At 64.5% G+C, this 26,806-nt stretch carries 28 protein-coding genes, 1 tRNA gene and 1 other RNA gene; 19 read left to right on the forward strand and 11 right to left on the reverse strand.

Annotated elements, in window-relative coordinates; translation table 11 throughout:
* The first annotated feature begins 240 nt into the window (after positions 1–240).
* From CXY72_RS13435 to CXY72_RS13480, 11 genes are all read left to right on the forward strand, one after another.
* Entirely contained in the window at positions 241–1,647 is a 1,407-nt protein-coding gene (locus CXY72_RS13435) for an MFS transporter (RefSeq protein ID WP_104128170.1), read from the forward strand.
* 184 nt (positions 1,648–1,831) lie between these two features.
* The gene (locus CXY72_RS13440) at positions 1,832–2,653 is read left to right on the forward strand and encodes a 3-hydroxybutyrate dehydrogenase (protein ID WP_104128171.1); all 822 of its coding nucleotides are present in this window, start codon (positions 1,832–1,834) and stop codon (positions 2,651–2,653) included.
* Positions 2,654–2,748: 95 nt separating this feature from the next.
* A complete protein-coding gene (locus tag CXY72_RS13445; RefSeq protein ID WP_104128172.1) occupies positions 2,749–3,981 on the forward strand; it encodes a CpaF family protein in 1,233 nt (410 codons plus the stop codon).
* Entirely contained in the window at positions 3,978–4,835 is an 858-nt protein-coding gene (locus CXY72_RS13450; RefSeq protein ID WP_104128173.1) for a type II secretion system F family protein, read from the forward strand. The genes CXY72_RS13445 and CXY72_RS13450 overlap by 4 nt, the downstream gene beginning before the upstream one ends.
* A gap of 13 nt (positions 4,836–4,848) precedes the next feature.
* A complete protein-coding gene (locus tag CXY72_RS13455; RefSeq protein WP_104128318.1) occupies positions 4,849–5,781 on the forward strand; it encodes a type II secretion system F family protein in 933 nt (310 codons plus the stop codon).
* 23 nt (positions 5,782–5,804) lie between these two features.
* On the forward strand, positions 5,805–5,999 hold the full coding sequence (locus CXY72_RS19600; RefSeq protein WP_158252573.1) for a hypothetical protein: 195 nt from the start codon (positions 5,805–5,807) through the stop codon (positions 5,997–5,999).
* A gap of 9 nt (positions 6,000–6,008) precedes the next feature.
* Positions 6,009–6,440: a TadE/TadG family type IV pilus assembly protein gene (locus CXY72_RS13460; protein ID WP_233197831.1), complete on the forward strand. Its 432-nt coding sequence runs from the start codon at positions 6,009–6,011 to the stop codon at positions 6,438–6,440.
* 46 nt (positions 6,441–6,486) lie between these two features.
* On the forward strand, positions 6,487–6,873 hold the full coding sequence (locus CXY72_RS13465) for a hypothetical protein (RefSeq protein WP_233197832.1): 387 nt from the start codon (positions 6,487–6,489) through the stop codon (positions 6,871–6,873).
* Positions 6,870–7,316 carry a pilus assembly protein TadG-related protein gene (locus CXY72_RS13470; protein WP_104128175.1) on the forward strand — a complete coding sequence of 149 codons (447 nt, stop codon included), beginning with the start codon at positions 6,870–6,872 and terminating at the stop codon, positions 7,314–7,316. Before CXY72_RS13465 ends, CXY72_RS13470 begins: the two co-directional genes overlap by 4 nt.
* Before the next feature lie 246 nt (positions 7,317–7,562).
* Positions 7,563–7,832: a hypothetical protein gene (locus tag CXY72_RS13475; RefSeq protein ID WP_104128176.1), complete on the forward strand. Its 270-nt coding sequence runs from the start codon at positions 7,563–7,565 to the stop codon at positions 7,830–7,832.
* A gap of 84 nt (positions 7,833–7,916) precedes the next feature.
* Complete coding sequence (locus CXY72_RS13480; protein WP_104128177.1) at positions 7,917–8,801, forward strand: DMT family transporter; 885 nt, start codon at positions 7,917–7,919, stop codon at positions 8,799–8,801.
* 50 nt (positions 8,802–8,851) lie between these two features.
* Here CXY72_RS13480 and CXY72_RS13485 read toward each other — a convergent pair whose 3' ends face one another.
* From CXY72_RS13485 to CXY72_RS13495, 3 genes are all read right to left on the reverse strand, one after another.
* Entirely contained in the window at positions 8,852–9,508 is a 657-nt protein-coding gene (locus tag CXY72_RS13485) for a pentapeptide repeat-containing protein (RefSeq protein WP_104128178.1), read from the reverse strand.
* A gap of 2 nt (positions 9,509–9,510) precedes the next feature.
* Positions 9,511–9,948 (reverse strand): nitroreductase family deazaflavin-dependent oxidoreductase, encoded by a 438-nt coding sequence (locus tag CXY72_RS13490; protein ID WP_104128179.1) that lies wholly within the window; start codon positions 9,946–9,948, stop codon positions 9,511–9,513.
* A 245-nt stretch (positions 9,949–10,193) separates the two neighbouring features.
* The gene (locus CXY72_RS13495) at positions 10,194–11,654 is read right to left on the reverse strand and encodes an MFS transporter (RefSeq protein ID WP_146071180.1); all 1,461 of its coding nucleotides are present in this window, start codon (positions 11,652–11,654) and stop codon (positions 10,194–10,196) included.
* A gap of 40 nt (positions 11,655–11,694) precedes the next feature.
* Between CXY72_RS13495 and prfB the strand changes: the two genes are divergently transcribed.
* From prfB to ssrA, 5 genes are all read left to right on the forward strand, one after another.
* A complete protein-coding gene (gene prfB / locus CXY72_RS13500; RefSeq protein ID WP_104128181.1) occupies positions 11,695–12,807 on the forward strand; it encodes a peptide chain release factor 2 in 1,113 nt (370 codons plus the stop codon).
* 77 nt (positions 12,808–12,884) lie between these two features.
* Positions 12,885–14,021, forward strand: a complete 1,137-nt coding sequence (gene ftsE / locus CXY72_RS13505) for a cell division ATP-binding protein FtsE (RefSeq protein WP_104128182.1) — start codon at positions 12,885–12,887, stop codon at positions 14,019–14,021.
* Positions 14,018–14,932 carry a permease-like cell division protein FtsX gene (ftsX, locus tag CXY72_RS13510; RefSeq protein ID WP_104128183.1) on the forward strand — a complete coding sequence of 305 codons (915 nt, stop codon included), beginning with the start codon at positions 14,018–14,020 and terminating at the stop codon, positions 14,930–14,932. The genes ftsE and ftsX overlap by 4 nt, the downstream gene beginning before the upstream one ends.
* 102 nt (positions 14,933–15,034) lie before the next feature.
* A complete protein-coding gene (gene smpB / locus CXY72_RS13515) occupies positions 15,035–15,511 on the forward strand; it encodes an SsrA-binding protein SmpB (RefSeq protein WP_104128184.1) in 477 nt (158 codons plus the stop codon).
* A 120-nt stretch (positions 15,512–15,631) separates the two neighbouring features.
* Positions 15,632–16,006: a transfer-messenger RNA gene (gene ssrA / locus CXY72_RS13520) on the forward strand.
* 84 nt (positions 16,007–16,090) lie between these two features.
* On the opposite strand, the gene CXY72_RS13525 is transcribed toward ssrA, so the two are convergent.
* The gene (locus tag CXY72_RS13525) at positions 16,091–16,822 is read right to left on the reverse strand and encodes a PIG-L family deacetylase (protein ID WP_104128185.1); all 732 of its coding nucleotides are present in this window, start codon (positions 16,820–16,822) and stop codon (positions 16,091–16,093) included.
* Positions 16,819–18,003, reverse strand: coding sequence for an XdhC family protein (locus tag CXY72_RS13530; protein WP_104128186.1), 1,185 nt, complete (start codon positions 18,001–18,003; stop codon positions 16,819–16,821). The genes CXY72_RS13525 and CXY72_RS13530 overlap by 4 nt, the downstream gene beginning before the upstream one ends.
* A gap of 173 nt (positions 18,004–18,176) precedes the next feature.
* On the opposite strand from CXY72_RS13530, the gene CXY72_RS13535 reads away from it, so the two are divergent.
* Positions 18,177–19,907 carry a SulP family inorganic anion transporter gene (locus tag CXY72_RS13535; RefSeq protein WP_104128187.1) on the forward strand — a complete coding sequence of 577 codons (1,731 nt, stop codon included), beginning with the start codon at positions 18,177–18,179 and terminating at the stop codon, positions 19,905–19,907.
* A gap of 108 nt (positions 19,908–20,015) precedes the next feature.
* On the opposite strand, the gene CXY72_RS13540 is transcribed toward CXY72_RS13535, so the two are convergent.
* The 3 genes from CXY72_RS13540 to CXY72_RS13550 all read right to left on the reverse strand — a co-directional run bounded on the left by CXY72_RS13540 (position 20,016) and on the right by CXY72_RS13550 (position 23,321).
* Entirely contained in the window at positions 20,016–21,536 is a 1,521-nt protein-coding gene (locus CXY72_RS13540) for a CYTH and CHAD domain-containing protein (protein WP_104128188.1), read from the reverse strand.
* A 61-nt stretch (positions 21,537–21,597) separates the two neighbouring features.
* The gene (locus tag CXY72_RS13545; protein WP_104128189.1) at positions 21,598–22,761 is read right to left on the reverse strand and encodes a globin domain-containing protein; all 1,164 of its coding nucleotides are present in this window, start codon (positions 22,759–22,761) and stop codon (positions 21,598–21,600) included.
* 116 nt (positions 22,762–22,877) lie between these two features.
* Positions 22,878–23,321 carry an Rrf2 family transcriptional regulator gene (locus CXY72_RS13550; protein ID WP_104128190.1) on the reverse strand — a complete coding sequence of 148 codons (444 nt, stop codon included), beginning with the start codon at positions 23,319–23,321 and terminating at the stop codon, positions 22,878–22,880.
* A 55-nt stretch (positions 23,322–23,376) separates the two neighbouring features.
* Between CXY72_RS13550 and CXY72_RS13555 the strand changes: the two genes are divergently transcribed.
* Positions 23,377–24,120: a trimeric intracellular cation channel family protein gene (locus CXY72_RS13555; protein WP_104128191.1), complete on the forward strand. Its 744-nt coding sequence runs from the start codon at positions 23,377–23,379 to the stop codon at positions 24,118–24,120.
* A gap of 3 nt (positions 24,121–24,123) precedes the next feature.
* Here the strand turns inward: CXY72_RS13555 and CXY72_RS13560 are convergent, their stop codons facing one another.
* The gene (locus CXY72_RS13560) at positions 24,124–24,954 is read right to left on the reverse strand and encodes an inositol monophosphatase family protein (RefSeq protein WP_104128192.1); all 831 of its coding nucleotides are present in this window, start codon (positions 24,952–24,954) and stop codon (positions 24,124–24,126) included.
* A gap of 125 nt (positions 24,955–25,079) precedes the next feature.
* On the opposite strand from CXY72_RS13560, the gene CXY72_RS13565 reads away from it, so the two are divergent.
* A tRNA-Lys gene (locus CXY72_RS13565) sits at positions 25,080–25,152 on the forward strand.
* A gap of 80 nt (positions 25,153–25,232) precedes the next feature.
* Here the strand turns inward: CXY72_RS13565 and CXY72_RS13570 are convergent.
* Together CXY72_RS13570 and CXY72_RS13575 are read right to left on the reverse strand one after the other, a co-directional pair.
* Complete coding sequence (locus tag CXY72_RS13570; protein ID WP_104128193.1) at positions 25,233–26,366, reverse strand: tyrosine-type recombinase/integrase; 1,134 nt, start codon at positions 26,364–26,366, stop codon at positions 25,233–25,235.
* 159 nt (positions 26,367–26,525) lie between these two features.
* Positions 26,526–26,768, reverse strand: a complete 243-nt coding sequence (locus tag CXY72_RS13575; protein WP_146071181.1) for a hypothetical protein — start codon at positions 26,766–26,768, stop codon at positions 26,526–26,528.
* Positions 26,769–26,806: the final 38 nt, after the last annotated feature.

The following is a 26,806-nucleotide window of genomic DNA, read 5'->3' on the forward strand; positions in this document are numbered from 1 at the left end:
GAGTGAATTCTTAGGGATCACATATGAACTGGCGGTGCAGTGCCTGAGTAAATTCGGAACGGGCACCCCGTTGAGCCATGATCTGCGATTATGCACATCGGCTCTGTTTTTTTGGTTCTTGTTACCAGCCCGTTGTGCGTGGATACTCAGACACGTCGTACTTTTGTGGGGGCGACCGATTCCTTACCGCACGCCGCTGCGGCCAAGTACGTGTCATCGACGACACAAAGGAGACAGTCAATGAGTGTCAATCAACGCGTGGGGACTGCCGGTTCTGGTCAGGCCGCTCGCCCCGCTGGCAGCGAAACCGAAAAATCCGGACTCAAGAAGATCGTCGCCGCCTCCATGGTCGGAACGGTCGTGGAGTGGTACGAGTTCTTCTTGTACGCCACCGCTGCGAGCCTGGTCTTCGGTACGGTCTTCTTTCCGAACGCCGGCAGCGAACTCGACGGCATCATCGCCGCCTTCCTCACCTATGCCGTGGGATTCATCGCCCGGCCGCTCGGTGGCATCGTGTTCGGCCAGATCGGTGACAAACTCGGGCGCAAGCACACCTTGCAGGTGACGATCATCATGGTGGGTGCCGCCACCTTCCTCATGGGCTGTCTACCCGGCTTCGACACCATCGGCTACTGGGCACCCGCCCTGCTCGTGGCCCTTCGCTTTATTCAGGGCTTCGCTGTCGGTGGGGAATGGGGCGGCGCCGTTCTGCTCGTCGCCGAGCACAGCCCGAACCAGTCCCGTGGCTTTTGGTCGAGCTGGCCGCAGGCCGCCGTACCGATGGGCAACCTGCTCGCCACTGTGGTGTTGCTCACCATGACGGGGCTCCTGTCGCCCGAGCAGTTTCTCAGCTGGGGCTGGCGTGTGGCCTTCTGGCTCTCCGCGATCATCGTCGTCATCGGCTATTACATTCGCACCCACGTGAGTGAAGCTCCGATCTTTCTCGAGGCCCGCGCGCAGGTCGAAGCCGAGAAGGCCGTCAACTATGGCGTGCTCGAGGTCGTACGCAAGTACCCTAAGGGAATCCTCGGAGCCATGGGCCTGCGGTTCGCCGAAAATATTCTGTACTACATCATCGTGAGCTTCACGATCGTCTACCTGAAGACCGTGCACGACTACGACACCGGCCAGTTGCTGATCGCCCTGCTCATCGCGCACGTCGTACACTTCATCGTCATTCCCCAGGTCGGTCGTCTCTCTGACCGAGTGGGCCGCAAACCCGTCTACCTGGCCGGCGCCGTGCTCGGTGCTTCCTGGGCGTTCTTCGCCTTCCCCCTGTTCGACACCCTCAACCCGGTGCTGATCATTCTGGCCGTCACGGTCGGGCTCTGCTTCCACGCCCTCATGTATGCGGGCCAGCCCGCCATCATGAGCGAAATGTTCCCCACCCGGATGCGCTACTCCGGGGTGTCCCTCGGCTACCAGGTCACCTCGATTCTGGCCGGCTCGATGGCGCCGATCATTGCCTCCGCGCTTTTGCAGCAATACCAAAGCTGGGTTCCGGTCGCGATCTACATCATGATCGCCTGCGCCATCACGGTGGTCGCTGTGGTCACACTCAAGGAGACCACGGGAGCGTCCTTGCGTGAGGTCGACGCTGTCGACGCCCGGAAGCACGGGCTCGAGCCGGTCACCACCGGAAACTGACCCGGCCCGAACCATTGGGTCAGGAAGCACGGGCTCGAGCCGGTCACCACCGGAAACTGACCCGGCCCGAACCATTGGGTCAGGAAGTAACCGGGTCAGGGAGACCACGCACCGGTGGAGCCTCGCCACCCACCGACCTGCCCGTGCAGTGATCGTGCAGTGATCAAGCAACCAAAGGAATATCATGACTGATCTCACCGATGCCGCCGCCGATCGTGTCACCGCCGCTCCCGTTCGCACCAGTGCGCAGCCCCTCGCCGGGCGTCGCGCTCTCGTCACGGGTGGTGCGAGCGGCATCGGCGCCGCCGTCGTTCGGGCGCTCGCTGCCCGCGGCGCGCACGTCGTCGTTGCCGACATCGACACCGCCGGTGCCACCGCCCTGGCCGAGGAGGTCGGTGGGTCGATCTGGATCGTCGACCTCATGGAGACCGCCGCCCTCACCGACGAGGCGCTCGCGTCTGCGCTCGCAGGGGTGGACATCCTGGTCAACAATGCCGGCATTCAACGCATCAACCCGATCCAGGACTTTAAGCCGGCCGATTTCCACAACATCCTGACCCTCATGCTGGAGGCGCCGTTCCTGCTGATTCGGGCCGTGCTGCCGCAGATGTATGCGGCGAACTTCGGGCGCATCATCAATGTGTCGTCGGTGCACGGCATTCGCGCCTCGCCGTATAAGAGCGCGTATGTATCAGCCAAACACGGGCTCGAAGGCCTGTCCAAGGTGACCGCGCTCGAGGGCGGCGCGCACGGAGTCACGAGCAATTGCGTTGCTCCCGGCTATGTGCGCACGCCGCTGGTCGAGAAACAGATCACCGATCAGGCACTCGTGCACGGCATTCCGGAGTCGGCGGTGCTGAGCACGATCATGCTCACCGAGAGCGCGATCAAGCGGCTGGTGGAACCGGCCGAGGTCGGCTCGCTCGTGGCCTGGCTCGCCTCCGACGACGCCGCCATGGTCACCGGGGCGAGCTACACGATGGACGGCGGCTGGTCGGCTCGCTAAAGCGGGGTCGATCATTTTTTGCTGTTCAGAGGAGAAAAAAACAAGCCCTGTGGAGAATCCGCACGAAGAAGTGCAAAAGAGGCCATCATGCGGGCATGACCGAAGCCGTTCGTATCATCACAGACCAGGTGCGCCAGCGGGTACGCCGCGAGGGCGTTGACCTCGCGGCCAACAACGCGTTGGTGGAGCAGTACGTGCGCGACGAACTGCGCCGATACAGCGAGCGGGCGCTCGGCGGGCTCGCACCGATGATCGCCGATGAGTACCAGGCCGCCCGCGAGGTCGTGGCCGCGCTCACCGGGTTCGGCGTGCTCCAGCCGTTTCTCGACGATCCGGAGATCGAAGAAATCTGGATCAACGGCCCGGCCCGAGTGTTCGTAGCCCGAGATGGGGTACCCGAGCTGACCTCACTGCTGCTCGGCGAGCAAGACGTGCGTGACCTGGTCGAGCGGATGCTGCAGGCTTCCGGTCGCCGCGTCGACCTCTCGTCGCCGTTCGTCGACGCTTCGCTACCCGACGGTTCCCGGCTGCACGTGGTGATTCCAGACATTACGCGCAAGCATTGGGCGGTGAACATTCGCAAATTCACCCGGCGCATCCGCGATCTCAACCAGCTGGTCGGCCTCGGCGCGCTCACTCAGCAGGCATCCGATTTTCTTCGGATCTGCGTGCTGGGTGGGCAGAATATTCTGGTGTCCGGCGCCACCCAGACCGGCAAAACAACCATGCTGAACGCTCTGCTCTCATCTACGCGTCCGGGCGAACGCATCGTGACCGTGGAGGAGACCTTTGAACTCGACCTGTCGGCCCGTGATGTCGTCGCGATGCAGTGCCGGCAACCGAGTCTGGAGGGAACCGGGGAGATCACCCTGCGCCGGCTGATCAAGGAGTCGCTGCGCATGCGGCCCGACCGGCTCGTGGTGGGCGAGGTGCGCGAGGCGGAAAGTCTCGACTTGCTCATCGCCCTGAACAGCGGGTTGCCCGGAATGTGCTCGATTCACGCCAACAGTGCCAGGGACGCGCTCGCGAAACTTTCAACCCTGCCGCTGCTGGCCGGCCGTAACATCGACTCCTCGTTCGTGCTGCCCACCGTGGCGGGCTGTATCGACATCGTGGTGCACTGTGAGATCGATCGCCACGGCCGCAGGCGGGTCACCGAAATCATCGCTCCGAGCGGCCAGTTAGCCGGCGTGACCATCGAGGCGAGCCCTCTCTTCCTCTCTTTGCATGGCCACCTCGAGCCGACCGGTTCGCATCCCACCAAGCTCGCCAAGTTTCGCGCAGCGGGAGTCGATCCGGCGCAGGTATTGCGGCAGGGGGCCGCATGACTCTCGTACTCGGGTGCCTGCTCGGGAGCGGTCTCGTCATGATTTTCGCGCCGTTACTGTGGCCGGCCGGGTCCACGCCCCAGCGGGCCCGAGTGGGCGAGCGGATGCGGGCGCGCCTGGTTCAAAGCGGGCTGCGGTCCGTTCCGGTGCCGGCATTCCTGACGTTGTCGGTGATCGTGGGTGTGGCATCCGCTGCCCTGATGCACGGAATCTTCGCGGTGCTCGCGCTCAGTGCTGTTGCCGGTCTGGCCGGGCTGTTACTGCCCTGGTCGATCGTGTCGTGGCGGGCGGCGGCCAGGCGCCGGGCCAATCGCACAGTGTGGCCCGATGTCGTCGATCATCTGGTGTCGGCACTCCGCTCCGGGCTGGCGTTGCCAGACAGCGTGAGCAGCCTCGCCCACGCCGGTCCGGTCGCGACAAGCATCGCTTTCGCCCAATTCGAGCGCGAATATCGCGCCACCGGCAATTTCAACTACTGCGTTGACGAGCTTAAACGTTCCCTCGCCGACCCGGTTGCCGACCGCATTCTCGAGACGCTGCGGATGGCTCGCGAAGTCGGCGGCAGCGACCTCACTGTCGTACTGCGCAGCCTTTCCGCTTGGCTGCGCCAGGATGCCGCGGTGCGGCTCGAGGTGGAAGCCCGCCAGTCGTGGGTTGTGAACGCCGCCCGACTGGGCGTGGCGGCACCGTGGATCATTCTTATTCTGCTCGCCTCCCGCCCCGAAGCGGCCATTGCCTACAACTCGCCGGCCGGAATCGTCGTGATCGCGAGCGGCCTCGCCCTCTCGGTCATCGCGTATCGAGTGATGATCGCTCTCGGTCGACTTCCGGAGGAGCGCCGATGGTTCTCGTAGTCGACGGGTGCCGGTGAGCGCCGCATTTGGCTGGGCCGTGTTGTGCGGAACGGGCCTCGGTGTGGGGTTGTGGTCGCTCGTGAGCTTGACGCCGCGGCTGACCAGGCCCCGCCTGATCGACCGCGTGGTGCCCTACATTCTGGATATTTCTCCGGAAGCGCGCCGCATCGTCGCCCGGCGAACGGTGAACCCGATTCCCGTGCTGGGAAGCCTGTTCGCACCGCTGTTCGGCGTGCTGTCACGGGGGTTGTCGAGTCTTCTCGGCGGCAGCGAGACCGTTGCACGCCGACTGCACCAATCCGGGTCGGTAAAGACGGTCGAGGAGTTTCGTTCCGTGCAACTCGTCTGGGCCTTGCTGGCGTTCGCCGTCGGAACCGTGATCACCATCGTTGTGCTGTCCGAGCTGCTATTGGCCGCTCGTCTTTCGCTACCGTTCCTGGCAGCACTCGGCGGAGTCGTGTTGCGGGACTGGCTGCTCCACCGGGCCGCCACCGCACGACTGGCTCGGATGCGCAGCGAACTGCCGACCATTCTTGAATTTCTCACCCTGTCGCTATCGGCTGGAGAAGGCATTCTGGATTCGATCCGACGGGTGTCGCTCACGAGCACTGGGGAACTGTCTCGCGAATTCGCGGGCGTGGTTGCTGACGTTCATACCGGGATCCCCATTGGTTCCGCATTACAGTCGCTGTCGCGCAGCATCCAGTTGCCGGAGGTGACCCGGTTTGTCGACCAGGTGACCGGCGCGCTGGACCGTGGGTCGCCGCTGGCCGAGGTGTTGCGGGCGCAGGCGCAGGATTCCCGCGACCAGACCAAGCGCACGCTGCTCGAGCTGGCAGGCAAGAAAGAAGTTGCGATGCTCCTGCCGCTGGTTTTTCTGATTCTTCCGATGACTGTTCTGTTTGCCGTTTTTCCCGGACTCGTCGTGCTGCAGGCCGGGTTCTGACGCTCCACTGCACCATCCATCCCATGAGAAAAGAGAACGCCATGACCCGAATCATGCTCCGCTTCAACAGCCTGTTCCGCGATGAAACAGGAGACGTGCCCGGTTGGGTGCTGATCACCCTGATGACGGCCGGCCTCGTTTTGATCATCTGGGGGCTGGCCGGGCCGGCCCTTAGCGGTGTATTCCAGCAGGCCATGGATCGCGTGAGCAGTTTCTGACCGGTCGACATGCTCAAATTCGCTAAGCGGATGCGACGCCTCGCCTCGCCTCGCTGCACCACGTTGCGCGATGAGGCGGGTTCCGCCGTGGCCGAATTCGTCATGGTGGTGTCATTACTGACTTTTCTGACGCTCATGGTCATGCAGCTGGCCCTCGCGCTGCACATTCGCAACACGGTGCTCGACGCCGCGGCTGAGGGCGCCCGCTACGCCGCGCTCGCCGACAGCAGTCTGCCTGCGGGCGCCCAACGCACCCGCGATCTGATCACGACAGCTATTGGAGCGACCTATGCCACCGATGTCGTGGTGCAGTACAAAGTGAGTGCCGGATATCCCACTGTTGAAGTTCGGGTGGTCGCACCGCTGCCCCTCATGGGACTGCTCGGTGTCCCGCATGGATTGGACGTGGTTGCTCATGCTGCGGTCGAATCGTTGCGGTAGAAGGTCGGAGGCGGGTTCGGCTTCGCTCGAATTCATCACGGCGGGCATGATCCTGCTGGTGCCCCTGGTCTATCTGGTGCTCGCGCTGTCCGCCTTGCAGGGAAGTGCGCTCGCCGTCGAGGGAGCAGCCCGGCAGGCGGCCCGAGTCTACGTGCAGGCCCCCGACGAGGCCACCGCGACGGAACGGGCCCGTCGCGCCGTTGCCTTCGCGCTCGAGGATCACGGGCTCGACCCGGGCGACGCCGAAGTGCAGATCGAGTGCGCTGGCGGAACAAGCCGCTGTTTGACCAGCCAGGGGCTCGTGACAGTCACCGTGCGAATCGGCATTGCGCTGCCGTTGGTGCCCGACATGCTCGCACTGAACCAGAGCGCGAGTGTGCCGATGACCGCGGCGTCGACCCAGATGGTGTCCCGATTTGGCGGTCTCGGATGACCAGGCATCGGTTGCCCACCTCGAACGAAGATGGTTCGACCCTGTTGCTCACTATTTTCTATGGCTTTCTGGCCCTGAGCCTCGTGCTCGTAGCCCTGTCGGCGACGTCGCTTTACCTCGAACACAAGCGGCTGCTCAGCCTCGCTGACGGTGCAGCGCTTGCCGGGTCTGAGGCGTTCACCCTCGACACGGTGCAGGTGGGTGTGGGCGGGCCGCGGCCGCAGCTGAGATCAAACGACGTGTCGGCTGCGGTCGGTGAGTATCTGCGCCTCGTTCCGCACGACTCATTCGAGGCGCTCGCCGTGATGAGCGCAGCATCCGCTGATGGGCAGAGCGCGTCGGTGACGCTGCGCTCCTGGTGGCGTCCACCCGTGCTGACCCTCGTCGTGCCAGACGGGGTGCCACTCACGGTGACGGTGGTGTCCCGGGCGGTGTTTCATTAACGGGGGCGCACAAAATCGCACTGGTAATTTCAGGATAGGAGCGTACGCTACCCAGACACGTTGTCGACGTGGCAGCCCCCTCCCTTGTCGGGGGCTTCAGGTTTTGTACCGCAGTCGACACCGTGCCAGCCCCGGTCCCCGGTTGGTAGTGCCGGCGATCTTGAGTCGTCGTTCAACCGGGCTGGTCGCCGCCGGTTGACGTGGCCCAACCGGCGGCTATGCAACACCGAGATCGGCTGTGAAATCATGGATGCATTATTGGACGAACACGTCGTGGACGAGCTCGACTTCGATGCACTCCTCCCCTGCGAGGGCGTGCACCACGATCGCGGACTCAGTGGTCACGACCCGGCCGAATCGGGGGGGTACCTGGTGATTTCACCGTGCTGTGGCCCCAAGGTGATTCAGTGTGCGTCGCGGGTGGACGCCATGCGCGTCTCCGGCGTGCTCTACTGCGGGTCTTGCCGGCACGAGCACCTCACCAGCGAATACCAGTTCATTCCGTTGCAGGTATAGCCGGCGGTTCGCGCCGCTATTTTCAGAGCGGATGCCGCGAGCGGTACTGTCGGTAGGTGCCCTGAAGGCGCCGACAGGAGCAGCGTGCGTACCAGGCGGGACAAACTGAGCGGTGCGGGAGCTCAGCTCGCCACCGAGGTCAGCATCAACTTCGGCTCAGCACTGGCCGGACTCCTCATTCCCGTCGTCGGCTCGCCCATCGTGGTCGCCGCCCGCCAGATCGTCATGGTCGTCGTCGTACTGCCGCTCGCCCGGCCCCAGTTGAAAAACCTGACCTGGACCCGAATCTGGCCGGCACTGGCCCTCGGCGTCGTGCTCGCCGTCATGAACCTCACCTTCTACCAGGCCGTGAGTATCCTCGGACTCGGCATCGCAGCGACGATTGAATTTTTGGGCCCCTTTGCCCTGGCTTTGATCACGAGCCGGCGCATCCTGGACTTTGTGTGCGCTGCGGCGGCTGCCGGGGGAGTCTTTTTGCTGACCTGGTCGGACGGCACTCTCGACCTGCTCGGAATTGCGCTGGCGCTCACCGCAGCGGCCTCATGGTTCTTCTACATCGTGCTCACCCGCCATGTAGCAACCGAATTCGCGGGACTGGAAGGCATCTCAGTTGCGAGCATGGTCAGCCTGGTGATCGTGGTACCGATTGCACTGTTCACCCTCGATTTGTCGGCCTTCACCTGGGGCGTCGTCGGACTGCTCCTGCTCGTGGGCGTGGTCTCCTCGGCCTTTCCGTATACGCTCGACACCTATATTTTGCGGCGGATCAGCCCGCGCCTGTACGCGATCATCACAAGCTTCGGCCCGGTGATCGCTGCAGGTTTTGGCGCGCTCGTGCTGGGCGAGACCTTCACGCTGCTGCAGCAGATCGCCATCGTCGTCGTCTGCGTGGCGGCCGGCGCGGCAATTGCGACCCAGCGCGACCGGCCAATGTCCGACCTGGAGCTGACCACGACCGCCATTCCCTAGGGCTGATAAATCTGCGGGGCCAGACCGTGGCATCCACTCATCGAACGGCGCTACTCGACGCGCAGGCCGAGGTGCGCGGCCAACAGCGGTGCCAGCAGGCTCAGTTGGGCGTCGTCGATCGTCGCGCCCCGCAGTCCCTCAAGGCCGTGCACGGCCGAGAAATCACTCGAGCGCAGGTCGACATCTTTGAGCTGGGCGCCACCGATCTCGAGGGTGCCGATGCGGCAGTTCTGCAGCTCGAGTCGCTGCACGGTGGCGCTGCCGAGGTCGAGTTCCTCGATGATGCAGTCACTGAGGAGCATGTCGGTCAGGGTGGCGTTGCGCAGGTTCACGAAATCGAGCTTCGAGCCGTCGATGTGCACGGAACGCATCGTCGCCTCGTAGGTTTCGACCGAGCCGAGCCGGGCGTGCTCGATGCGTACGTCACGCCAGCTAGAGCGCGGCGCGCTGAACACCGGCGCATGCAGGTCGGTCGCGAGGCACTCCGAAAAGGAGGCCCCGCGCAATGCGGTTTCGTGTAGGGACACCCGGCTGAATTCGCACTCCTCGAAGGTGATGCCGGTGAGGTCGCGGCCATCCAAGTCAAGGCCGGTGTACCGTTCGGCTTCACGGGCGTCGCCGGAACGCAACAGCACACCATCGTCGTCAACGAGGTCGGGCAGGATGATGCGGTCGATCAACGCCTTGCGGGTGGTTGTTTGCGCCACTTTTATTCGATGGGTTCGAGTACGAAGACGGGAATCTCGCGATCGGTTTTGATTTGGTAGGCGGCGTAGTCGGGGAATGCCGCCACGGCGCGGCCCCACCAGGTGGCTTTTTCGTCGCCGGTGACCTCGCGGGCGCGCATGTCCCACTTCTGAGTTCCGTCCTGCAACTCGATCTCGGGATGCGCAACGACATTCGCGTACCAGACCGGGTTCTTGGGGCTGCCGCCGAGCGAGGCGACGGCAGCATACTGGCCGTCGTGCTCGACCCGCATAAGCGGGGCCTTGCGCAGCTTGCCGCTCTTCACGCCGAGGGTGGTCAGCACGATGACGGGCATGCCGCGCAGGGTCGTGCCCTCGGTACCGCCGGACTTCTCATATAGGTCGACCTGATCGCGCACCCACTGGGCGGTGCTTGGCTCGTATTCTCCGATGAGGGGCATGCGTGGACCAACGCTCGAGCTTCCCAGATCATTCCAAGAACAATCGGCGCATAACTCCTGCAATTTAGGACCTTCCAGAAGCGGATGCCCGCAAATTCGCGACAAATTTTTCGGCCGCGAGGAAATTGCAGGAGTTACGCGCGGGGGGAGGAGGAGACGGGAGAGAGGGGAGGAGGAGACGGGAGAGAGGGGGGAGACGGGAGAGAGGAGAGGGGGAGTCGGGAGAGAGGGGAGGGAGCGGGCGGCTAGAGCAGGCTGCGGGGGCGGTGGGGAGCGAAGCGGGGAATGTAGCGGCTGAGCAGCGCGGCGCCGAACAGGCCGAAGACCCCGACGATGCCGCTCGCGATCGACAGCGAAGCGAGCGCGGTGATGCCGGCCAGGGCCAGTGGCGCGGCGGCACTGCCAAAGTCGGCGGTGAATCGCCAGGCGCCGAGAAACGGCGCCGGGTACTGCTGCGGCGCGAGGTCAGCGCCGAGCGTCATGAGCAGGCCGCTGCCGATGCCGTTGGCCAGAGAGAGAAACATCGCGATGCCGATGAACCAGCCGACGTTGCTCGGCAGATCGTGTGTGAACGCGAGTGCGACGTGGCCGATGCCGAGGCCGATCATCGACGGTACCGCGCTCCAGATGCGACCGAAGCGATCCATGATCTGACCGCTGGCGTAAAACAAGACGAAGTCAATGCCGCCGGCGATACCGATGATGAGCGCCGTGTCGGGCGCACTGATGCCGATGCTGACCGCCCAGAGCGGCAGCATGACGGTTCGGCTGGCGCGCATAGCGCCCACGAGGGCGGCGCCGGTGCCGAGCCGCACGAGCACGTTCCGGTGGGATCGGATGGTCTTAAAGAGGCCCCGTGCGGCGAGTGCTGCGGTATCCGTTTCGGCGGCCCCGGGCGGTGTGACGTCGGCCGGCGACGCGGATGCTGGCCCTTCCGGTACAGCCTGTTCCGGTACAGCCTGTTCCGGTACGGCCTGTTCCGGTACGGCCTGTTCCGGTACGGCCTGCTCCGGTACAGAGGATTCCGGTACAGGGGATTGCGGTACGGCCTGTTCCGATGCGGTGCGTTCCGGCACCGCGCGTTCCGGTGCGGCGCGCTCCGGCACAGCGCGGTCCGACACGTCGAGGTCACGGGTGGGGTCCGGCAGAATCACCAGTATCGCGACGGCGAGCACGCAGCAGACGATGAAGACCCAGAACGCCGCCTGGGTGCTGCCGGTGAGGTGGATCAGCGCGGCGGACAGGAACGGCCCGACGAACCAGCCGGCCCGAAACACGCCGCCGAGCGTTGACAGTGCGCGGGCCCGGTACATGAGGGGTACGTAACTGGTCATGAAGGCGTGCCGGGCGAGGGCGAACACGGCCGTCGCGATGCCGATCAAAAAGATTCCCAGGCCGAGTACGAGCGGGTTGGGTGCCGTGAGGCAGATGATCACCGCGCCGATCGTGATGACGGAGGCCCAGATCATCGAGTTGCGTTCGCCGATGCGGGAGACGACCCAGCCGCTGGGAATGTCGCCGACCAGTTCGCCGAGCATGACCATGGCGGCGATCACCCCGGCGATGGCGAGCGTGGCGCCCAGGTCATTGGCGACCAGCGGAATGAGCGGAATTATTGCGCCCTCACCGACCGAGAACAGCAGGGTGGGTAAGAACGCCGTCAGGGCGATGGATCGCAGGTTGAGGGCCCGCTGCGCATTACTCATCAGAACCGATGCTACGCCAGCCCGGTAGGCTGGGCGGAACATGATTGACTTGGATTTCTCAGTACAAATCGCCGCGCTGCGGACCACGTTTGGCGACATCCGTTCGGTGATCGACATTGATCGTCTGCGCGCGGACATTGACGACCTCAGCGGTGAGGCCGGAATGCCCGATTTATGGGACGACACCGAGCACGCGCAGAAGGTGACGAGCGACCTCAGCCACCGGCAGGCGCAGCTGGCGCGCATCGAGAGCATCACAACGCGACTCGATGATCTCGAGACTCTCGTGGAGATGGCCAACGACGGCCAGGGCGACCAGGAACTGGCTGATGAAGCCACCATCGAACTCGCCAGCTTGCAGAAATTGCTCGGTGAGCTCGAGGTACAGACCCTACTCAACGGCGAATTCGATGAACGTAACGCCGTCATCACCATTCGCGCCGGTGCCGGGGGAGTGGACGCCGCTGACTTCGCCGAGATGCTGTTGCGCATGTACCTGCGCTATGCCGAACAGCACGACTTCCGCACCACCGTGCTCGACATCAGCTACGCCGAAGAGGCCGGCATCAAGAGTGCCACCTTCGAGGTCGACGCCGCCTACGCCTTTGGCACGCTCAGCGTCGAGGCCGGCACCCACCGCCTGGTGCGCATGAGCCCGTTCAACTCGGCCGGCAAACGCCAGACCTCCTTCGCCGCGGTCGAGGTGGTGCCGCTGATCGAACAGACCGAGTCGATCGACGTGCCCGACGGCGACATCCGCGTCGACGTCTTCCGTTCCAGTGGTCCCGGTGGCCAGTCCGTCAACACCACCGACTCCGCCGTGCGCATCACCCACCTGCCCACTGGCACGGTGGTGAGCTGCCAGAACGAGAAAAGCCAGATTCAAAACCGCGCAGCCGCCATGCGCGTCTTGCAGTCGCGACTGTTGGTGCTCGAGCGTGAGAAAGAAGCGGCTACCAAGAAAGAACTGGCCGGCAACATCACGGCGAGCTGGGGTGACCAGATGCGCAGCTACGTGCTCGCGCCTTACCAAATGGTCAAGGACCTGCGCACCGAGTATGAGGTGAACAACCCGGGCAACGTCTTCGACGGTGACCTGGACGGATTCATTTCGGCCGGCATCCGCTGGCGCAAGAAGGCTCCTGAAGACTAAACGGATGCTGAGCCTTCGCTGCTGGCGGGTATGTCGCTGTTGGGAAAATGCCCGCGGATGCCTAGGCTCTAAGAGCTATGATCCGTTTTGATCACATAACCAAGAAGTATCCCGGCACCACTCGGCCGGCACTGAACTCGATCGACGTCGAGATTTTGCGAGGCGAATTCGTCTTTCTGGTCGGCGCCTCCGGATCGGGCAAATCGAGCTGCCTGCGGCTCGTGCTCAAGGAGGAGAAGCCGACCAGCGGCAGCATCCACGTGCTCGGCCAGGACCTGAGGTCGATCTCGAACCGCAAGGTGCCGTACTTTCGTCGCAATATGGGTGTGGTTTTTCAGGACTTTCGTCTGCTGCCGAACAAGAGCGTCTTCGACAACGTCGCCTTCAGCCTGCAGGTCATCGGCAAGAGCCGCGGGTTCATTCAGGAAGCCGTGCCGGACACGCTCAAGATGGTTGGCCTGGCCGAAAAATCCCAGCGCCTGCCGCACGAACTCTCCGGTGGTGAGCAGCAGCGGGTGGCTATCGCCCGCGCCATCGTGAACAAGCCGCAGATTCTGCTGGCCGACGAGCCCACCGGAAACCTCGACCCCACCACGAGCGCTGAGATCATGTCGTTGCTCGCGAGCATCAATGCCAGTGGCACCACCGTCATCATGGCCACCCACGAAGCTGGCATCGTCGACCAGATGCAGCGCCGGGTGATCGAGCTCGTGCACGGTGAGATCGTGCGTGACGAGCGCCAGGGCGGCTACGCCACCGCCTCCATTCCCACCATCGTGCAGGCGTCAACGGCGGATGCCCCCACCAGCGAGCCGGCGCCCGTCGCCTACGCCCGGCCCGCCGCGCCGGAACCCTCGTTGACGCATCCTTCTGCGCCGGTTCCCGAAACCTCCGTATCGTTGCACCAGGCCGCGGCGGCGGCCGTTGCGGCAGCGTCGGCCGTGGCGCCAGCGCCGATCGCTGCACCTCTTGTCGACGCCCGCGCTATCGACGATCCTGCTATCGACGATCCTGCTATCGATGCCCCCGCTGTCGATGTCCCCGCTACCGACGCCGTCCTCACGACACCAGCGCCGCCGATGGCACGCCCGGTGCTGCCGGTCGCCCAAAATGATGACCCGGAGCAGCTCACTCTCGCCGAGAAACTCGGGCTGCGGGCACCGGGAGAGAAACCCGATCAAACGGGCGAACAGAACGTGGGGCCAACCCGATGAGGCTCGGTCTGGTGCTGTCCGAGGCCGCGAACGGTCTTCGGCGCAATGCGTCCATGGTCGTCTCCGTCGTGCTCGTGACCTTCATCTCGCTGACCTTCGTCGGTGCGGCCATTCTCATGCAGATGCAGATCGGCCAGATGAAGAACTTCTGGTACGACAAGGCGCAGGTCGGCATCTACATGTGCTCCGACATCTCGCCGGGTGAAACCTGCACCGGCGGCGACGCGTCACCGGAGCAGATCGCCGCCGTCGAAGCCCAGCTGACCTCGCCGACCCTGGCGTCCTTCATCGACAACTACTATTTCGAGACGCACGAGCAGGCCTTCGAGAACTTCAAGAAGCAGTTCGCCGGCAACCCGGTCGCCGACTATGTCACGGCCGACCAGCTCAACCAGACGTTCTGGGTGAACCTGAAAGACCCGTCCCAGTCCGCGGTGCTGGTGGAGAGCCTGTCGGGGGTCGCCGGCGTTGAGAATGTCGCTGACCAGCGTAAATACCTCGACCAGATCTTCTCCGTGCTCAATGTGGCGAGCTACACGGCCATCGGTATCGCCGGGTTGATGCTGATTGCGGCGGCGCTTCTGATCGCCACCACCATTCGTTTGTCGGCGTTCTCCAGGCGACGGGAACTGGGCATCATGCGGTTGGTGGGCGCGAGCAACCGGTTCATTCAAACGCCGTTCATTCTGGAAGGCGTCTTCGCGGCGCTGCTCGGCTCGCTACTGGCCGGCGGCGCGATCGTTGCGCTCGTGTACTTCTTCGTGCAGGGCTACCTCGGTGCGAGGCTCACCGGATTCGCCCTGGTCGGCATGGACGATGCCCTCGTTGTGGTGCCCATTTTGCTCGTGGTCGGTGCGGTGCTCGCCGCGTTCTCGGCCAACTTCGCCATCACTCGCTACCTCAAGGTCTAACCCACAAGCGGATGCCGGGCACGGCAGGGTTCCGCTAGACTGGTGGGCTGTCTGCCGAACGGCCGACGGCATTCGCTTGAAAAAAAGAATCGAGGTGAACACATGCCCAGGGAACGTGGAGAGAAGGTCGTGGCGACCAACCGCAAGGCCCGACATGACTACCTCATCAGTGACACCTACGAGGCGGGGATGGTCTTGAGCGGCACCGAGGTCAAGTCGCTCCGCGCTGGTCGGGCGACCCTGGTCGACGGCTATGCCTTCATCGACGGCGGCGAGGCCTGGCTTGATGCGGTGCACATTCCGGAATACTCCGGCGGATCGTGGACCAACCACCCCCCGCGTCGCAAGCGCAAACTCCTGCTGCACAAGAAGGAGATCGTCAAGATCAGCCACAAGACCAAAGAGGGCGGCTACACACTCATTCCGCTGCGCATCTATTTTGCGGACGGTCGGGCGAAGGTGGAAATTGCCGTAGCCAAGGGCAAGAAAGAGTACGACAAGCGCCAGACGTTGCGGGAACGCACCGATAAGCGCGAATCGGATCGCGCGATGTCGGCGCAGCGCCAGCTCGGCGATTAGCCAACTTCTGTAGTAGTATGGAGGGCTGCACCCAAGCGTGCAGTTTGGTAATTCAACAGCGTGTGACATGAACCCATCGCCGGCCACGGTGTTGATTAAGACGCCGGGCGCGATGTGTATGGGGATGATCGGTTTCGACATTGTTTGCGCAATTGTGAGAAGCGGGTCGAGGATGCAGGGTTATCTCGTAAACGATCTCTGCAAAACAATAAGTGCCAAATCAAACCGCACTGACTTCGCTCTCGCTGCCTAAGCGAAAGCACTAACGAAGTCCGCCAGACCGGGAATGCTCTCTACCCGGATCCTGACGCCATTTAGAGAGCTTGCTTCTACATTGAGCCACGGGGCGTAGAGGGACTCAAACGAAGGCTGGGCCTGTCGGAGTAGATGCCAGTGGCAAATTCCGGGGCCGAGAAAGCGACTTCACTGGATACACCCGTAGAAGGCATATGACCACAGCAATGGACCGGGGTTCAATTCCCCGCATCTCCACCATCGGTTCTGTCACACGTTGTTGAGTTTCTTCTCGCAACTGGCCGCCTCACCGGGCGGCCAGTTGCGTTTAACCGGATGCGGCGGTCAGCGCAGGCGCAGGCCGATCGCGGTGCGGATGGCGTCGCGCTGGCCGCCGGAGTGCACGATGTCGTTTCCGTGCACAGTGAGCTGGCTGGCGTGAAAGCGCAGGGCGGCCACGACAGTGTCGCGCGAGGCGTCGAGGTCGAACCACTCGGCATCCGCTGCGGGAGTGTCGAGAATCTCGGCGTAGGGGACCGCGAGGCTGCGGCTGGCGGCGAGGGCGGCGTCGTGGACGCGCACGTGGTCGGGATGACCGTAGCCGCCGGTCGCGTCGTAGCTGATGACGAGGTCTGGTCGCACATGCTGCAGTACCGCGACCAGGTCTTCGGTGACCTCGGCGAGTGGGGCGCGAGCGAGGGCATCCGTTTCCGAATCAGGTGCCGGTCCGGCCAGGCTCGGGCGAATCCACTGCATCCCGGAGTCGCGGTAGCGGCGAGGGGGGAGCCCGGGTGCGCGCGCCGGTGCTTCGCCCAGCCAGAAGCTCTCATCGACGCCGAGCGTGAAGGTGGCGCGCGCAAGTTCGCGCTCGCGCTCCTGGGCCAGGGCTATGGTTCCGGCGAGCGGGGAAAGCGGTCCGGCGACGACCTCTCCGCGCTCACCGCGTGTTGCCGTGACCAGGCTGACTCGGATGTTGCGGCTCGCGAGATGCGCGATGAGACCGCCAGTGCTGATGGTCTCGTCATCGGGGTGCGCGTGCACGAACAGCACGGAGGTGACGGAGTCGAGCAGGCTCATGCCTCGATCAACTTCTGGCCGGGGGACGCCGATGGCTCGGTAGGCGGGTCGGGGTCGACGAGGTCGTCATGGTGGATGGAATCGACGAGAGTGTGCAGCGGCTCCCCGCTACCGCCCCACTGCAGCGAGATGATCTCAGCGGCGATCGAGACCGCGGTTTCCTCGGGGGTGCGCGAGCCGAGGTCGAGGCCGATCGGGCTGCGCAGCCGGGCCAGCTCGGCATCGGTTACCCCTACCGCGCGCAGACGCTCCAGGCGGTCAGCGTGGGTACGCCGCGACCCCATCGCGCCGATGTACGCCACGGGTGGTCCGTGCAGGGCCGCTTCGAGCAAGGGAACGTCGAATTTGGGGTCGTGGGTCAGTACGCAGATCACCGTGCGGGGATCGATGAATCCGCCGGCGATCTGTTCGCGCAGGTAGCGGTCGGGCCAGCTCACCACGACCTCGTCGACGCCGGGAAACCGGGCGGCGGTCGCGAAGACGCCGCGAGCATCGCAAACCGTGACGCGGTAGCCGAGAAAAGTGCCGAGCCGGGCCAGGGCGGTGGCGAAGTCGATCGCCCCGAACACCAGCAGGCGCGGCCGGGGTGCGTAGCTGGCGAAGAACACCCGCAGGCCCTCGCCGCGCCGTTCGCCGTCTGGGCCGTAGGTGAGGGTGGTGTTGCGGCCGGCGGCGAGCAGACCCTGGGTGTCGTCGCCGACGGCGTGGTTGGCGCGGTCAGAGCCCAGGTCTCCCTCGAATCCGTGCGGGCGCACTACGAGGTGTCGGCCGATCCAGCCGGCATCCGGATGCTCGATCACCGTGGCCACGCCAACCGGGCGCCCGGCAGCCATGTCGTCGTGCACGCCATCGAGCAAGGCGAAGGTGGCGCGGGAGATGGGTTCGATGAAGACGTCGAGGATACCGCCGCAGGTGAGCCCCACGGCGAAGGCGTCGTCGTCGCTGATGCCATAGCGTACGAGCTGCGACACGCCGTCCTTGGCTACCTGGGTGGCGAGTTCGTAGACGGCGCCCTCGACGCAGCCCCCCGAGACTGATCCGGCCACGGTACCGTCGGCGCTGACCAGCATTGAGGCGCCGGGCGGGCGCGGCGCGGACTGGAAGGTTCGCACGACCGTGGCAAGGCCCGCCGTGGTGCCGCTCTGCCAGCCGGTGAGGAGGGTATCCAAAACCTCGCGCATATCGGTGTTCCTTCTATTAGCGTGGCGATCGTGGCCACACGCGCACCGACCAATTCGGTATGCGATGAACGATACCGTGGCCAGCAGGCCGAAAGTTTCAGGTGCCGTCGCAATTCATTTCGCGCGGTGCATGAGCGAGTCCTGCACAATGATGGATTCGGGAGAGGAAGGACATGGCTGCGACATGGCTGCGGAGGTGGGTGCCGGGGATCGACACGGCGCTCAGCTACCGGCGTGCGTGGCTACTGCCCGACCTGCGTGCGGGCGTCGTCCTGACCGCTCTCCTGATACCGGTCGGCATCGGCTACGCCGAGGTGGCGGGGCTTCCGCCGGCATCGGGCCTGTACGCCACGATCATCCCCCTGGCCGCTTATGCCGTCTTCGGGCCGTCGCGCATCCTTGTGCTCGGCCCCGACTCGGCACTGGCGCCGATCATCGCGGCCGCGATCGTGCCTCTCGCCCTTGGTGATGATACGCGCGCGGTCGCCCTCGCTGGGCTCCTGGCCATCATGGTCGGAGTGATTCTCACGCTTGGTGGAATTCTGCGCCTCGGGTTCGTCACCGACCTGCTCTCCAAACCTATCCGCGTTGGCTACCTCAACGCTCTCGCCCTGCTGGTCATCGTGTCGCAGCTGCCCACCCTTTTCGGTTTCTCCATCGAAGCGGACTCAGCGCTGCGCGGTGCGATCGGGATCTTCGCCGGAATCGCCGGCGGCCAGGTGAACGTGACTGCGACGCTCTTTGGCCTCGGTTCGCTGGCCGTCATCGTTGTCCTGTCGTGGCGCAGTACCCGGATTCCGGGTGTGCTTGCGGCCGTCGTGCTCGCGACAGCAGTGACCGCGGTCTTCGGGCTTCGGGATGACCTGCCTGTTGTCGGCGCGCTTCCCCAAGGCTTCCCCGCACCCGCACCCGCGCTCGTTGGTGTGCAGTGGGCGGATGCTGCGGCTTTAGTGGCTCCGGCACTGGGTATCGCGCTCATCGCCTTCGCCGACACCGCCGTGCTTTCACGATCGTTTGCTGCCCGCCGCGGAGAGAATGTCAACGGTAGCCAGGAAATGAGGGCGATCGGCGCGTCGAACATCGCGAGCGGACTGCTCGGTGGATTTCCCGTCTCGGCGTCGTCCTCGCGCACCCCCGTCGCCGAGAAGGCGGGGGCTCGCTCCCAGCTCACCGGAGTCGTTGGTGCTGCCCTCGTTCTGGCCTTCATGCTCTTCGCGCCCGGTCTCACGGACTTTCTGCCCTCGGCGGCGATCGCTGCGGTCGTCATCGTCGCCGCGGCCGGGCTCGTCGATGTGACAGGGTTCATCGCGCTCGTGCGCATGAACAAGGTCGATGCGACGCTCTCACTCGCGGCCTTTCTCGGGGTGCTCGTGGTCGGCGTGATCGAGGGGATCGTCGTGGCAATCGTTCTCTCGCTCGGCGCATTCGTCAGCCAGGCCTGGCGGCCCTACCGGGCCGAGCTCGGTCGGATCCGCGGTCTGCGCGGCTACCACGACCTGTCGCGGCATCCGGAGGGCGAACGGCTGCCCGGCCTCGTCATCGTTCGCTTTGATGCGCCACTCTTCTTCGCCAACGGGGGAATCTTCGACGACTATGTGCGGGCCACGGTCGCGGCTGCCGGTAGCGGGATACACACGGTCATCCTCGCAGCGGAGCCCATCACCGATATTGACACAACCGCTGTGGAGGAACTGCTCGAACTCGACGATTTTCTGGCTTCTCGCGGCATCACGCTCGTCTTTGCCGAGATGAAAGGCCCGGTGAAAGACCACCTGCGTGACTACGGATTGAGCGGGCGGTTTCCTCCGGAGCGATTCGCGGGCACTGTCGGAGAGGCAGTCGATGCGGCTACCGGAACGCTGCGCGGCGATCTCGACAGCACCCAGTGGGACACGGACGTCTGACGAGAACGTCCCGACCGCCCAGCCACCGCAGCCGTGTCGCCCCCGGTGCATCACGCAGCGTCGCCCGGCGCGGCCCCAAGGTGTACGCGGCGCTCTGGAGCTGAACTGTCAGGGGCGGTTTGTCCAGGCCTTCCAGAAGAGAGCCTCGGCCTCGGCTGCTTTCTGCTGTTCCTGGGCGTGCAGGCGGCCGTAACTGAAGGTGTTCTCGCCGCGAAGGTAGGCGTCGACCCCGCCGCGGCGCAGCAGGCGCTCACGGGCGATGACACTGTCGTGCTGGTCGCCGAGCATGGTCTGCAGTTTCTGGGCGAATCCGCTCACCCGCACGGCACGCTTCGGGTTGAGCGGATGCGCCGTCTCGGCCGCGTAGCGCAGCCTCTTGGCGCGCTTGCGCACCTCGTGCAGGGCAAGGTCGCGTTGTGGCCCCGGCACGGTCTCGGCGGCGCGGCGCACGGCGCGGCGCAGTCTCTTCCACTCCTTCGCGACCAGGGCGGGCACGACCACGCGGGCGTCCTGGTCGGCCGTAGCCGTGAATGGCGGCGAGGCGACGAGGGCATCGAGGGCGTCGAGCAACCGAAAGTAGCGGTGGGTGTCGAGGGTGGTGCCGAGCGTGCGCACGGCGGTATCGGCATCCGTTTCAGAGCGAGTCTCCAGGCGTGCCCGAATCGGGCCGAGGAGCAGAACCGGAGGCTCGCGGTCGAGTAGGCCGGTGAGGCGGCGTTGCAGCACCTCTTCGTCGCGGGATCCGCCGAGCACGGCAGCGAGCCAGCCGAGTTCGGTGCGCAGGTAGTGCACGACGGTGGGGTCGACGAGCGATCGATAGGTGGCCAGCACCGAACGCAGCCGGCGCAAGGCGACGCGCATCGCATGCACAGAGCCGGTCGCGTGCTGGCGAACCTGCGGGTCCTGCGCACGAATGACGCCGATCTGCTCGCCCAGGCTGGCCACTAAGACGTTCCCGGCCGGTCCGGTGGGCGTTGGGCGCCGCCGATCTGGGGGCGGTTCCGCGGGCATCCGGTCGCCGAGGGTACGCGCGAGTTTCGACGCGTGCCGTGACACAAGGATGCCGGCGGCCGCAAGCACAGCCTGCCCCGCGTCGAGCATGTCCTCCGGTCCGTCGACAAGTTCGATCTCCCATTCGCGCCACGCCGCGGAGGACGGTCGGTCGATAAGTCGATCGGCGCGCACCCGATCGTCGCACAGCACGGCGAGGGTTTCGCCGCCCGCACCGATCAAGGCGTGCACGCCGCGGGTGGTGCGAAGGCGCGCAACAGGAACGAGCGGTGCGTCCCGCACGTAGACCTGCACGAGCTGCGCGAGCGACTCGGGTACGACATCCGCTTCGCCCTGCCCGTCCCCGCCGCCGAGGGGCGCGTGAATCTCTCGGCGACGGCCAGCAGTCTCTGGCAGTTTCAGGTGCCATCCGGCGTCGTCGCCGCCGGTGCGCCGGCGCAGCGTGATGTGCACGGCGCTGAGTACGAGATCGTTCGTGTCGAAATAGATGGCCTCGAGATCGAAGGTCATCGGTTCCGCGATGGCCTGCACGCCGGGCAGATCGTTCAGCCGCGGCAACGGGGTCAGCTCGTCGACGTCAAATTTGCGTTCTATCTCGATACCACCGTTAGCGTCCACGACTCAGCCTAGCGCGGGCGTTCCGGGCCAGGGCGAATCGTGCTGCGCCCGGGAGACCGGGTCAGGCGTTGGCAAGCCACAGGTCGGGGCCGAAGATCTCGTAGTGGATACGATCGGCCGGCACGCCGGACTGCAGCGCCTGCGCGCGCAGGCTGCGCATGAATGGAAGCGGACCGCAGAGGTAGACCGAGGCATCCTCGGGGATCGTCACGTTCTCCAGTGACATGAAGCCCTCGTGGTGGCCCGCGCTCGGAATCTCCAGCCAGAGCTCGAGTTCGGCCGCCTCCAGTAGGGCGACGTCCTCGTTCATCTGGTCGCGCAGTGCCCAGCGTTCGAGGTTGCTCTCGGCGTGGAGTACGAGCACTTCACGCTTTGAGCCCGTGTCCACCAGGGAACGCAGGATGGAAGCGCTGGGCGTGCAGCCGATTCCGGCCGAGGCCAGGATCAGCGGGCCGGTGCCCGCATCGAGGGTGATGTCGCCACACGGCACAGAGAGGATGAGCGTGTCGCCGACCTGCACGTCGCGGTGCAGCACGGGGGAGACCTCGCCATCGGCGTCGAGTTTGGTGGTGAAGACTCGCGTCGTGGCCGTGCCGGCCGAGAGGGAGTACTGGCGCACTTGGCGGATGCCGTCGGGCATGGTAGCGGTGACGCTGATGTACTGGCCCGGCAGGGCGGGCGTCACGGGAGTGTCGTCAGCCGGTTCGAGGGTGAACGTGACGGCGTCCGTTCCAGCCGCTTCCTTCTTCACGACGGTCCAGGGGGCAAGCGGCTTGTCGCTGGCGAGTCCGGCGTAGAGGCCCTTCTCCATCTTGATCAGTGCGTGGGCCATCAGCCAGTAGACCTCGGCCCAGGCGGCGGCGATTTCGGCCGTGATGACGTCGCTGAGTTCGTCGGCTATGCCCTCGAACAGGTACTTGTAGACGATGTCGTACTGCTCGGGCTGAATGTCGAGGGAGATGTGCTTGTGGGCGATGCGGGAGAGCATGGCCTCCGGCGTGGTGTCAGGGTTCTGCACCAGGTGGGTTGCGAAGACGGCGATGCTGCCGGCGAGGGCCTGCTGCTGCGTGCCGTTCTTCTGGTTGGAGCGGCTGAACAACCCGTCGAACAATTCGGGGTGCGCGGTGAGCATGCGCTTGTAGAAGTTTCTCGCGATCTGGGGCATCCGCTCGCCGACCAGCGGCAGGGTGGCTTCGATGAGGGGGAGGGACTGGGCCGAAAGCATGAATACTCCTTCTATATGACCGACTCCCGTTTGTGGGCGTCTTCTACAAAAGTAGCATTTGATATGCCAATTAAACGGATGCTTTCTACAAGTCGTAGAAAGAAGGGACTTTAGTCCTACCGCATCACTCCGAGTTCGATCAAAACAGGCCCGGCAGGTTTTCCGTGCGGAAGACTGGCGATGACGAGGTCATCCAGCTCGCGGTAGAAGGCATCCCGGGCCCGGCGGAGGGCGGCGCGCAGGCCGCATCCGCTCAGTAATGGGCAGGGTCCGTCGGGCGAGTCGCAGGCGGCGAGGTCGGTGCGCGTGTCGAGCTGGCGCAGGAGTGCCCCCACGGTGACCTCTCGGCCGAGCGGGCTGATACGCACGCCGCCGCTTCGCCCCCGAATGGCCTCGACCAAGCCGAGCTCGCGCAGGCGCAACAGCGCCTTGGTCACGTGGTTATAGGGGGTGTCGACCTCGGCGGCGACCACTCGCGAGGTGAAGGTCACAGTCTCCGGCGCCGCGCAGAGCAGCATGACGACGCGCAGGCACACGTCCGAAAAAGCGTTGATCCTCATGCCTTAACTGTAGATGCGCCCGTCCCTTTCGCCGAGATGAGAGAGAATGGGGCAAGTGAACACTGAGTCGGAGACACTGTTTGAGGTAATCCGCTTCGTGGACCTGGCCGGCGTGCTCGCCAACGCCATTCTCGGCGGGGTCGCCGCGCGCACGGCCCGCCTCGACATCGTCGGTTTCGTGGTGCTCGCGATCATGAGCGGGCTCGGCGGCGGCATGATCCGCGACACCCTGCTGCAGCAGGGCAGCCCAGCGGCACTAATCGACCCGGCCTATCTGATCGTTGCCATCCTCGGCGGGGTCATCGCCTTCTTCGTCACGTTCAACGGCCGGTGGACCCGACGGGTGCTGTTGCTGCTTGACGCGCTCGCCGTGGGGTGCTGGGCGGCGGTGGGTGTGCAGAAAGCGCTTGATGCCGGTCTCGGCTGGCTGCCGGCTATCCTGCTCGGCATGATCACCGCGGTCGGCGGCGGTATGGTGCGCGACATCATGCTGCTCAAGGTGCCGACGATCTTCGGCGGCAATACGCTCTATGCCACGAGTGCCCTGCTGGCGAGCGCCGAGATGGTGATTCTGAGCAAGCTCGGGTTCGTGGCGGTCGGTACCGGCGTGGCCATCCTCAGCGGCGCCGCGCTGTCGCTGCTGGCCAAACGCTATGGCTGGATTCTGCCGACCGGCTACGCGCTGCGCATTCCGGGGCCGATTCTGCTTCTCAGCCCCCGGGTCTGGCGCCAGCGTCGGCTCGACGCGCGCAGGGCCCGCGACGGCACCTTTCCCGACGATTCGGGTACTTCGGCCTGACGATCACGGTGTCTGTGAGGGTGCCCGCTCCGGGTTCAGCACCGCGAGCGTCGCCGCGTGCAGCAGTGTGTTGGTGGCCAGGGCGCTGCCGTGCCAGGGGCCGGGCTGGCCATCGGCCGAGGTGAACGTGCCGCCGGCCTCCTGCACGATCGGCGCGAGCGCGGCCATGTCGTAGGGTTGCAGGTCGAATTCCCCGGCCACGTCGAGGTGGCCTTCGGCGAGCAGCATGTATGACCACATGTCGCCGTAGGCGCGGGTGCGCCAGACCTGGCGGGACAGGGTAACGAGCTCGTCGAGGTGCCCGGCTTGATCCCACTGCTGGAGACTGCCGTAGCTGATGGATGCCTCGGCGAGGGTCTCGATGCCGGAGACGCTCAGGCGGGTGGGGGCAGCATCCGCCTGCGTCGTGTCGATTGACCACGCGCCATTGCCCGCTGCCGCCCACCAACGTTTGCCGAGCGCGGGGGCGCTGACCACGCCGAGCACGGGAACGCCGTCGATGGCGAGGGCGATGAGGGTGGCCCAGATCGGGATACCGCGGAGGAACCCGGCGGTGCCGTCGATGGGGTCGATGATCCACTGGCGGGAAGTGGACCCGGCGGTACCGAACTCTTCGCCGAGGATGCCGTCGTCGGGGCGGTGTTCGGCGAGCAGGTCGCGAATGGCGCGCTCAACCGCCTGGTCGGCATCCGTTACCGGTGTGCGGTCGGGTTTGGTCGTCACGACCAGGTCGAGCGCGGTGAAGCGAGCGCTGGAGATGGCGTCGGCGGCTTCGGCGAGGTCCAGCCCGAGCTGGAGGTCGTCGGAGAGGGCGTAGATTCGCGGTTCGGTCACCCTCCCAAGGATAGTAATTTCGTGAGCGGATGCCGGTCACCGCCCCTGTTCGACCTCGATTGGCATCGAGGCCTCTTGGGGTGTTAGGGTTACACGTTGCCGCGGGTCGTTCCGCTGCCTCACATGCACCTCTAGCTCAATTGGCAGAGCAACTGACTCTTAATCAGTGGGTTCCCGGTTCAAGTCCGGGGGGGTGCACAATGAAAGACCTGGTCAGATAGTTGATCAGGTCATTTTTTTATGTCCGCCTGAGTCAGTCGCGATGCGAAATCCGCGACTTACTCGCTACTTTCAAACATGCTTTCAATGACTCCTGCAAAGTCCGCAACTTCCCGCTGGCGCTCCACGTAATACTTCACAGTAATGTCCGACGAGCCGTGACCAAGCTGGGCCTGAGCCGCCTCGATGCGGACCTGCTTGTCCAGATGGGTAGCTACTGCCTTGCGGAAATCCCGGGGAGTCTTACCTTCGTAAACGGTCCCGTCGATTGCTTGACGCCATTGTCGCCGCGAGTTGTTAGGCCAGCGGTAGGTGCCCGTGCTCGACGGGAAAACCATAGGGTAAACGGATTCGACACGGCGCTGCGTGAGCATGCCCAGAACGGTCGCCGGCAACGTTAGTCCCCGGTTGCCCGCCTCAGATTTAGGGTGCGCCTGGCGTTGCAACTTCCCGGTCACATCGTCCACCACGAGTGTCCCTGTAATCCTCAGCACACCCGTATCGACTTCGACGTCTTCCCACCGAATGGCGAGAGCCTCACCCTGGCGGCATCCGGTAGCCATCAAGAGCATGCTGAGCTCGCGCAGCTCTGACGTGTGGCCTGAATCGTAGGCAACGAACAGCGACCGCATGGCGTGGATATCCGAAAGCGCGATCACCTTCACCTCGCGTTTCTTTGGGCTGATCGACATCGTCTCCTTCATGGGATTTCGATTGACCGCCCCTTGACGAGTCGCGAGCGCAAACATTTGAAGTAATACTGTTCGCGCCGTGCGCGCAGCTGTGGGTGTAACCATGAGCCCTTTGAGGAATCGGTCGAGCCGGGGGATTGTCGCCTCTTTCAGGCGAAGCTCACCGATGCCGGGGACGATCTTGCTGCGGATGCTACTGCGGTACGTCGTGAGCGTTCCCGCTACGGTCTCCTTGATCTTGAGCTCTTCGAGCCACTTTCCGGCCAGTTCCTCGATTGTCGATTCGGGAGACAGGAGGTCGCCTCCCGTTTGCTCTGCGATCTTTGCTTTGAGTGCCTTCTCTAAAATGCGCGCAGCCTCGGGCTCAGTGCGGCCGTTCCGCTGCATTCGACTCCGGCGCCCGGTGGAGCCGCGGTAGTAGGCGGACGCCTGCGCCTGACCGTTGACGGTACTGCGTGTGATCTTGCCCCACGCATCGAGGTCGAGGGGAGGTCTAGGCATGATTCACTTCTAACATTCGGTAGACGGTGTCAGTGGTTCCCCATATGATCGAACATATATTCGAAATCAGACGGGGGAATGACGTGTCAGTGAATGCAGAGTCGACGTTGATGGAAGCGATTGAAGAGGCTCGTCGTAGCGGAGTGAGGCTTGAAGTGATCATCGCTCAAGTCGCTGCTTCGCTCGCTCCATAATGATGGTCACATCTATGTTCAATGCGCCTGCGATCTCCAAAAAGAATCCAAGCGGCATGGACCGCTCCTTTTTCAAGTAGTTGCGCGTGGAGTCGTAGGGCCTGCCGAGTATTGCAGCAAACTGCTTCATGCTGATGCCAGATGCTCCGAGCTCGGCGTTGATCTGGTCAATGATTGCGGACTGCAGCGCGTCATTTTCTTTGGTCATGCGCCTCATCATATGGACTAATCGACCAATTGTCTAGA

The organism is Cryobacterium sp. Y57 (assembly GCF_002929505.1).
In the GTDB taxonomy this organism is placed as follows: Bacteria; Actinomycetota; Actinomycetes; order Actinomycetales; family Microbacteriaceae; genus Cryobacterium.

Coding starts and splice junctions, on each gene's coding strand:
- CXY72_RS13435 (WP_104128170.1), top strand. CDS start 241: ATGAGTGTCAATCAACGCGTGGGGACTGCCGGTTCTGGTCAGGCCGCT.
- CXY72_RS13440 (WP_104128171.1), top strand. CDS start 1,832: ATGACTGATCTCACCGATGCCGCCGCCGATCGTGTCACCGCCGCTCCC.
- CXY72_RS13445 (WP_104128172.1), top strand. CDS start 2,749: ATGACCGAAGCCGTTCGTATCATCACAGACCAGGTGCGCCAGCGGGTA.
- CXY72_RS13450 (WP_104128173.1), top strand. CDS start 3,978: ATGACTCTCGTACTCGGGTGCCTGCTCGGGAGCGGTCTCGTCATGATT.
- CXY72_RS19600 (WP_158252573.1), top strand. CDS start 5,805: ATGAGAAAAGAGAACGCCATGACCCGAATCATGCTCCGCTTCAACAGC.
- CXY72_RS13460 (WP_233197831.1), top strand. CDS start 6,009: ATGCTCAAATTCGCTAAGCGGATGCGACGCCTCGCCTCGCCTCGCTGC.
- CXY72_RS13465 (WP_233197832.1), top strand. CDS start 6,487: ATGATCCTGCTGGTGCCCCTGGTCTATCTGGTGCTCGCGCTGTCCGCC.
- CXY72_RS13470 (WP_104128175.1), top strand. CDS start 6,870: ATGACCAGGCATCGGTTGCCCACCTCGAACGAAGATGGTTCGACCCTG.
- CXY72_RS13475 (WP_104128176.1), top strand. CDS start 7,563: ATGGATGCATTATTGGACGAACACGTCGTGGACGAGCTCGACTTCGAT.
- CXY72_RS13490 (WP_104128179.1), bottom strand. CDS start 9,948: ATGCCCCTCATCGGAGAATACGAGCCAAGCACCGCCCAGTGGGTGCGC.
- CXY72_RS13495 (WP_146071180.1), bottom strand. CDS start 11,654: ATGAGTAATGCGCAGCGGGCCCTCAACCTGCGATCCATCGCCCTGACG.
- prfB (WP_104128181.1), top strand. CDS start 11,695: ATGATTGACTTGGATTTCTCAGTACAAATCGCCGCGCTGCGGACCACG.
- ftsE (WP_104128182.1), top strand. CDS start 12,885: ATGATCCGTTTTGATCACATAACCAAGAAGTATCCCGGCACCACTCGG.
- ftsX (WP_104128183.1), top strand. CDS start 14,018: ATGAGGCTCGGTCTGGTGCTGTCCGAGGCCGCGAACGGTCTTCGGCGC.
- smpB (WP_104128184.1), top strand. CDS start 15,035: ATGCCCAGGGAACGTGGAGAGAAGGTCGTGGCGACCAACCGCAAGGCC.
- CXY72_RS13525 (WP_104128185.1), bottom strand. CDS start 16,822: ATGAGCCTGCTCGACTCCGTCACCTCCGTGCTGTTCGTGCACGCGCAC.
- CXY72_RS13530 (WP_104128186.1), bottom strand. CDS start 18,003: ATGCGCGAGGTTTTGGATACCCTCCTCACCGGCTGGCAGAGCGGCACC.
- CXY72_RS13535 (WP_104128187.1), top strand. CDS start 18,177: ATGGCTGCGACATGGCTGCGGAGGTGGGTGCCGGGGATCGACACGGCG.
- CXY72_RS13545 (WP_104128189.1), bottom strand. CDS start 22,761: ATGCTTTCGGCCCAGTCCCTCCCCCTCATCGAAGCCACCCTGCCGCTG.
- CXY72_RS13550 (WP_104128190.1), bottom strand. CDS start 23,321: ATGAGGATCAACGCTTTTTCGGACGTGTGCCTGCGCGTCGTCATGCTG.
- CXY72_RS13570 (WP_104128193.1), bottom strand. CDS start 26,366: ATGCCTAGACCTCCCCTCGACCTCGATGCGTGGGGCAAGATCACACGC.
- CXY72_RS13575 (WP_146071181.1), bottom strand. CDS start 26,768: ATGACCAAAGAAAATGACGCGCTGCAGTCCGCAATCATTGACCAGATC.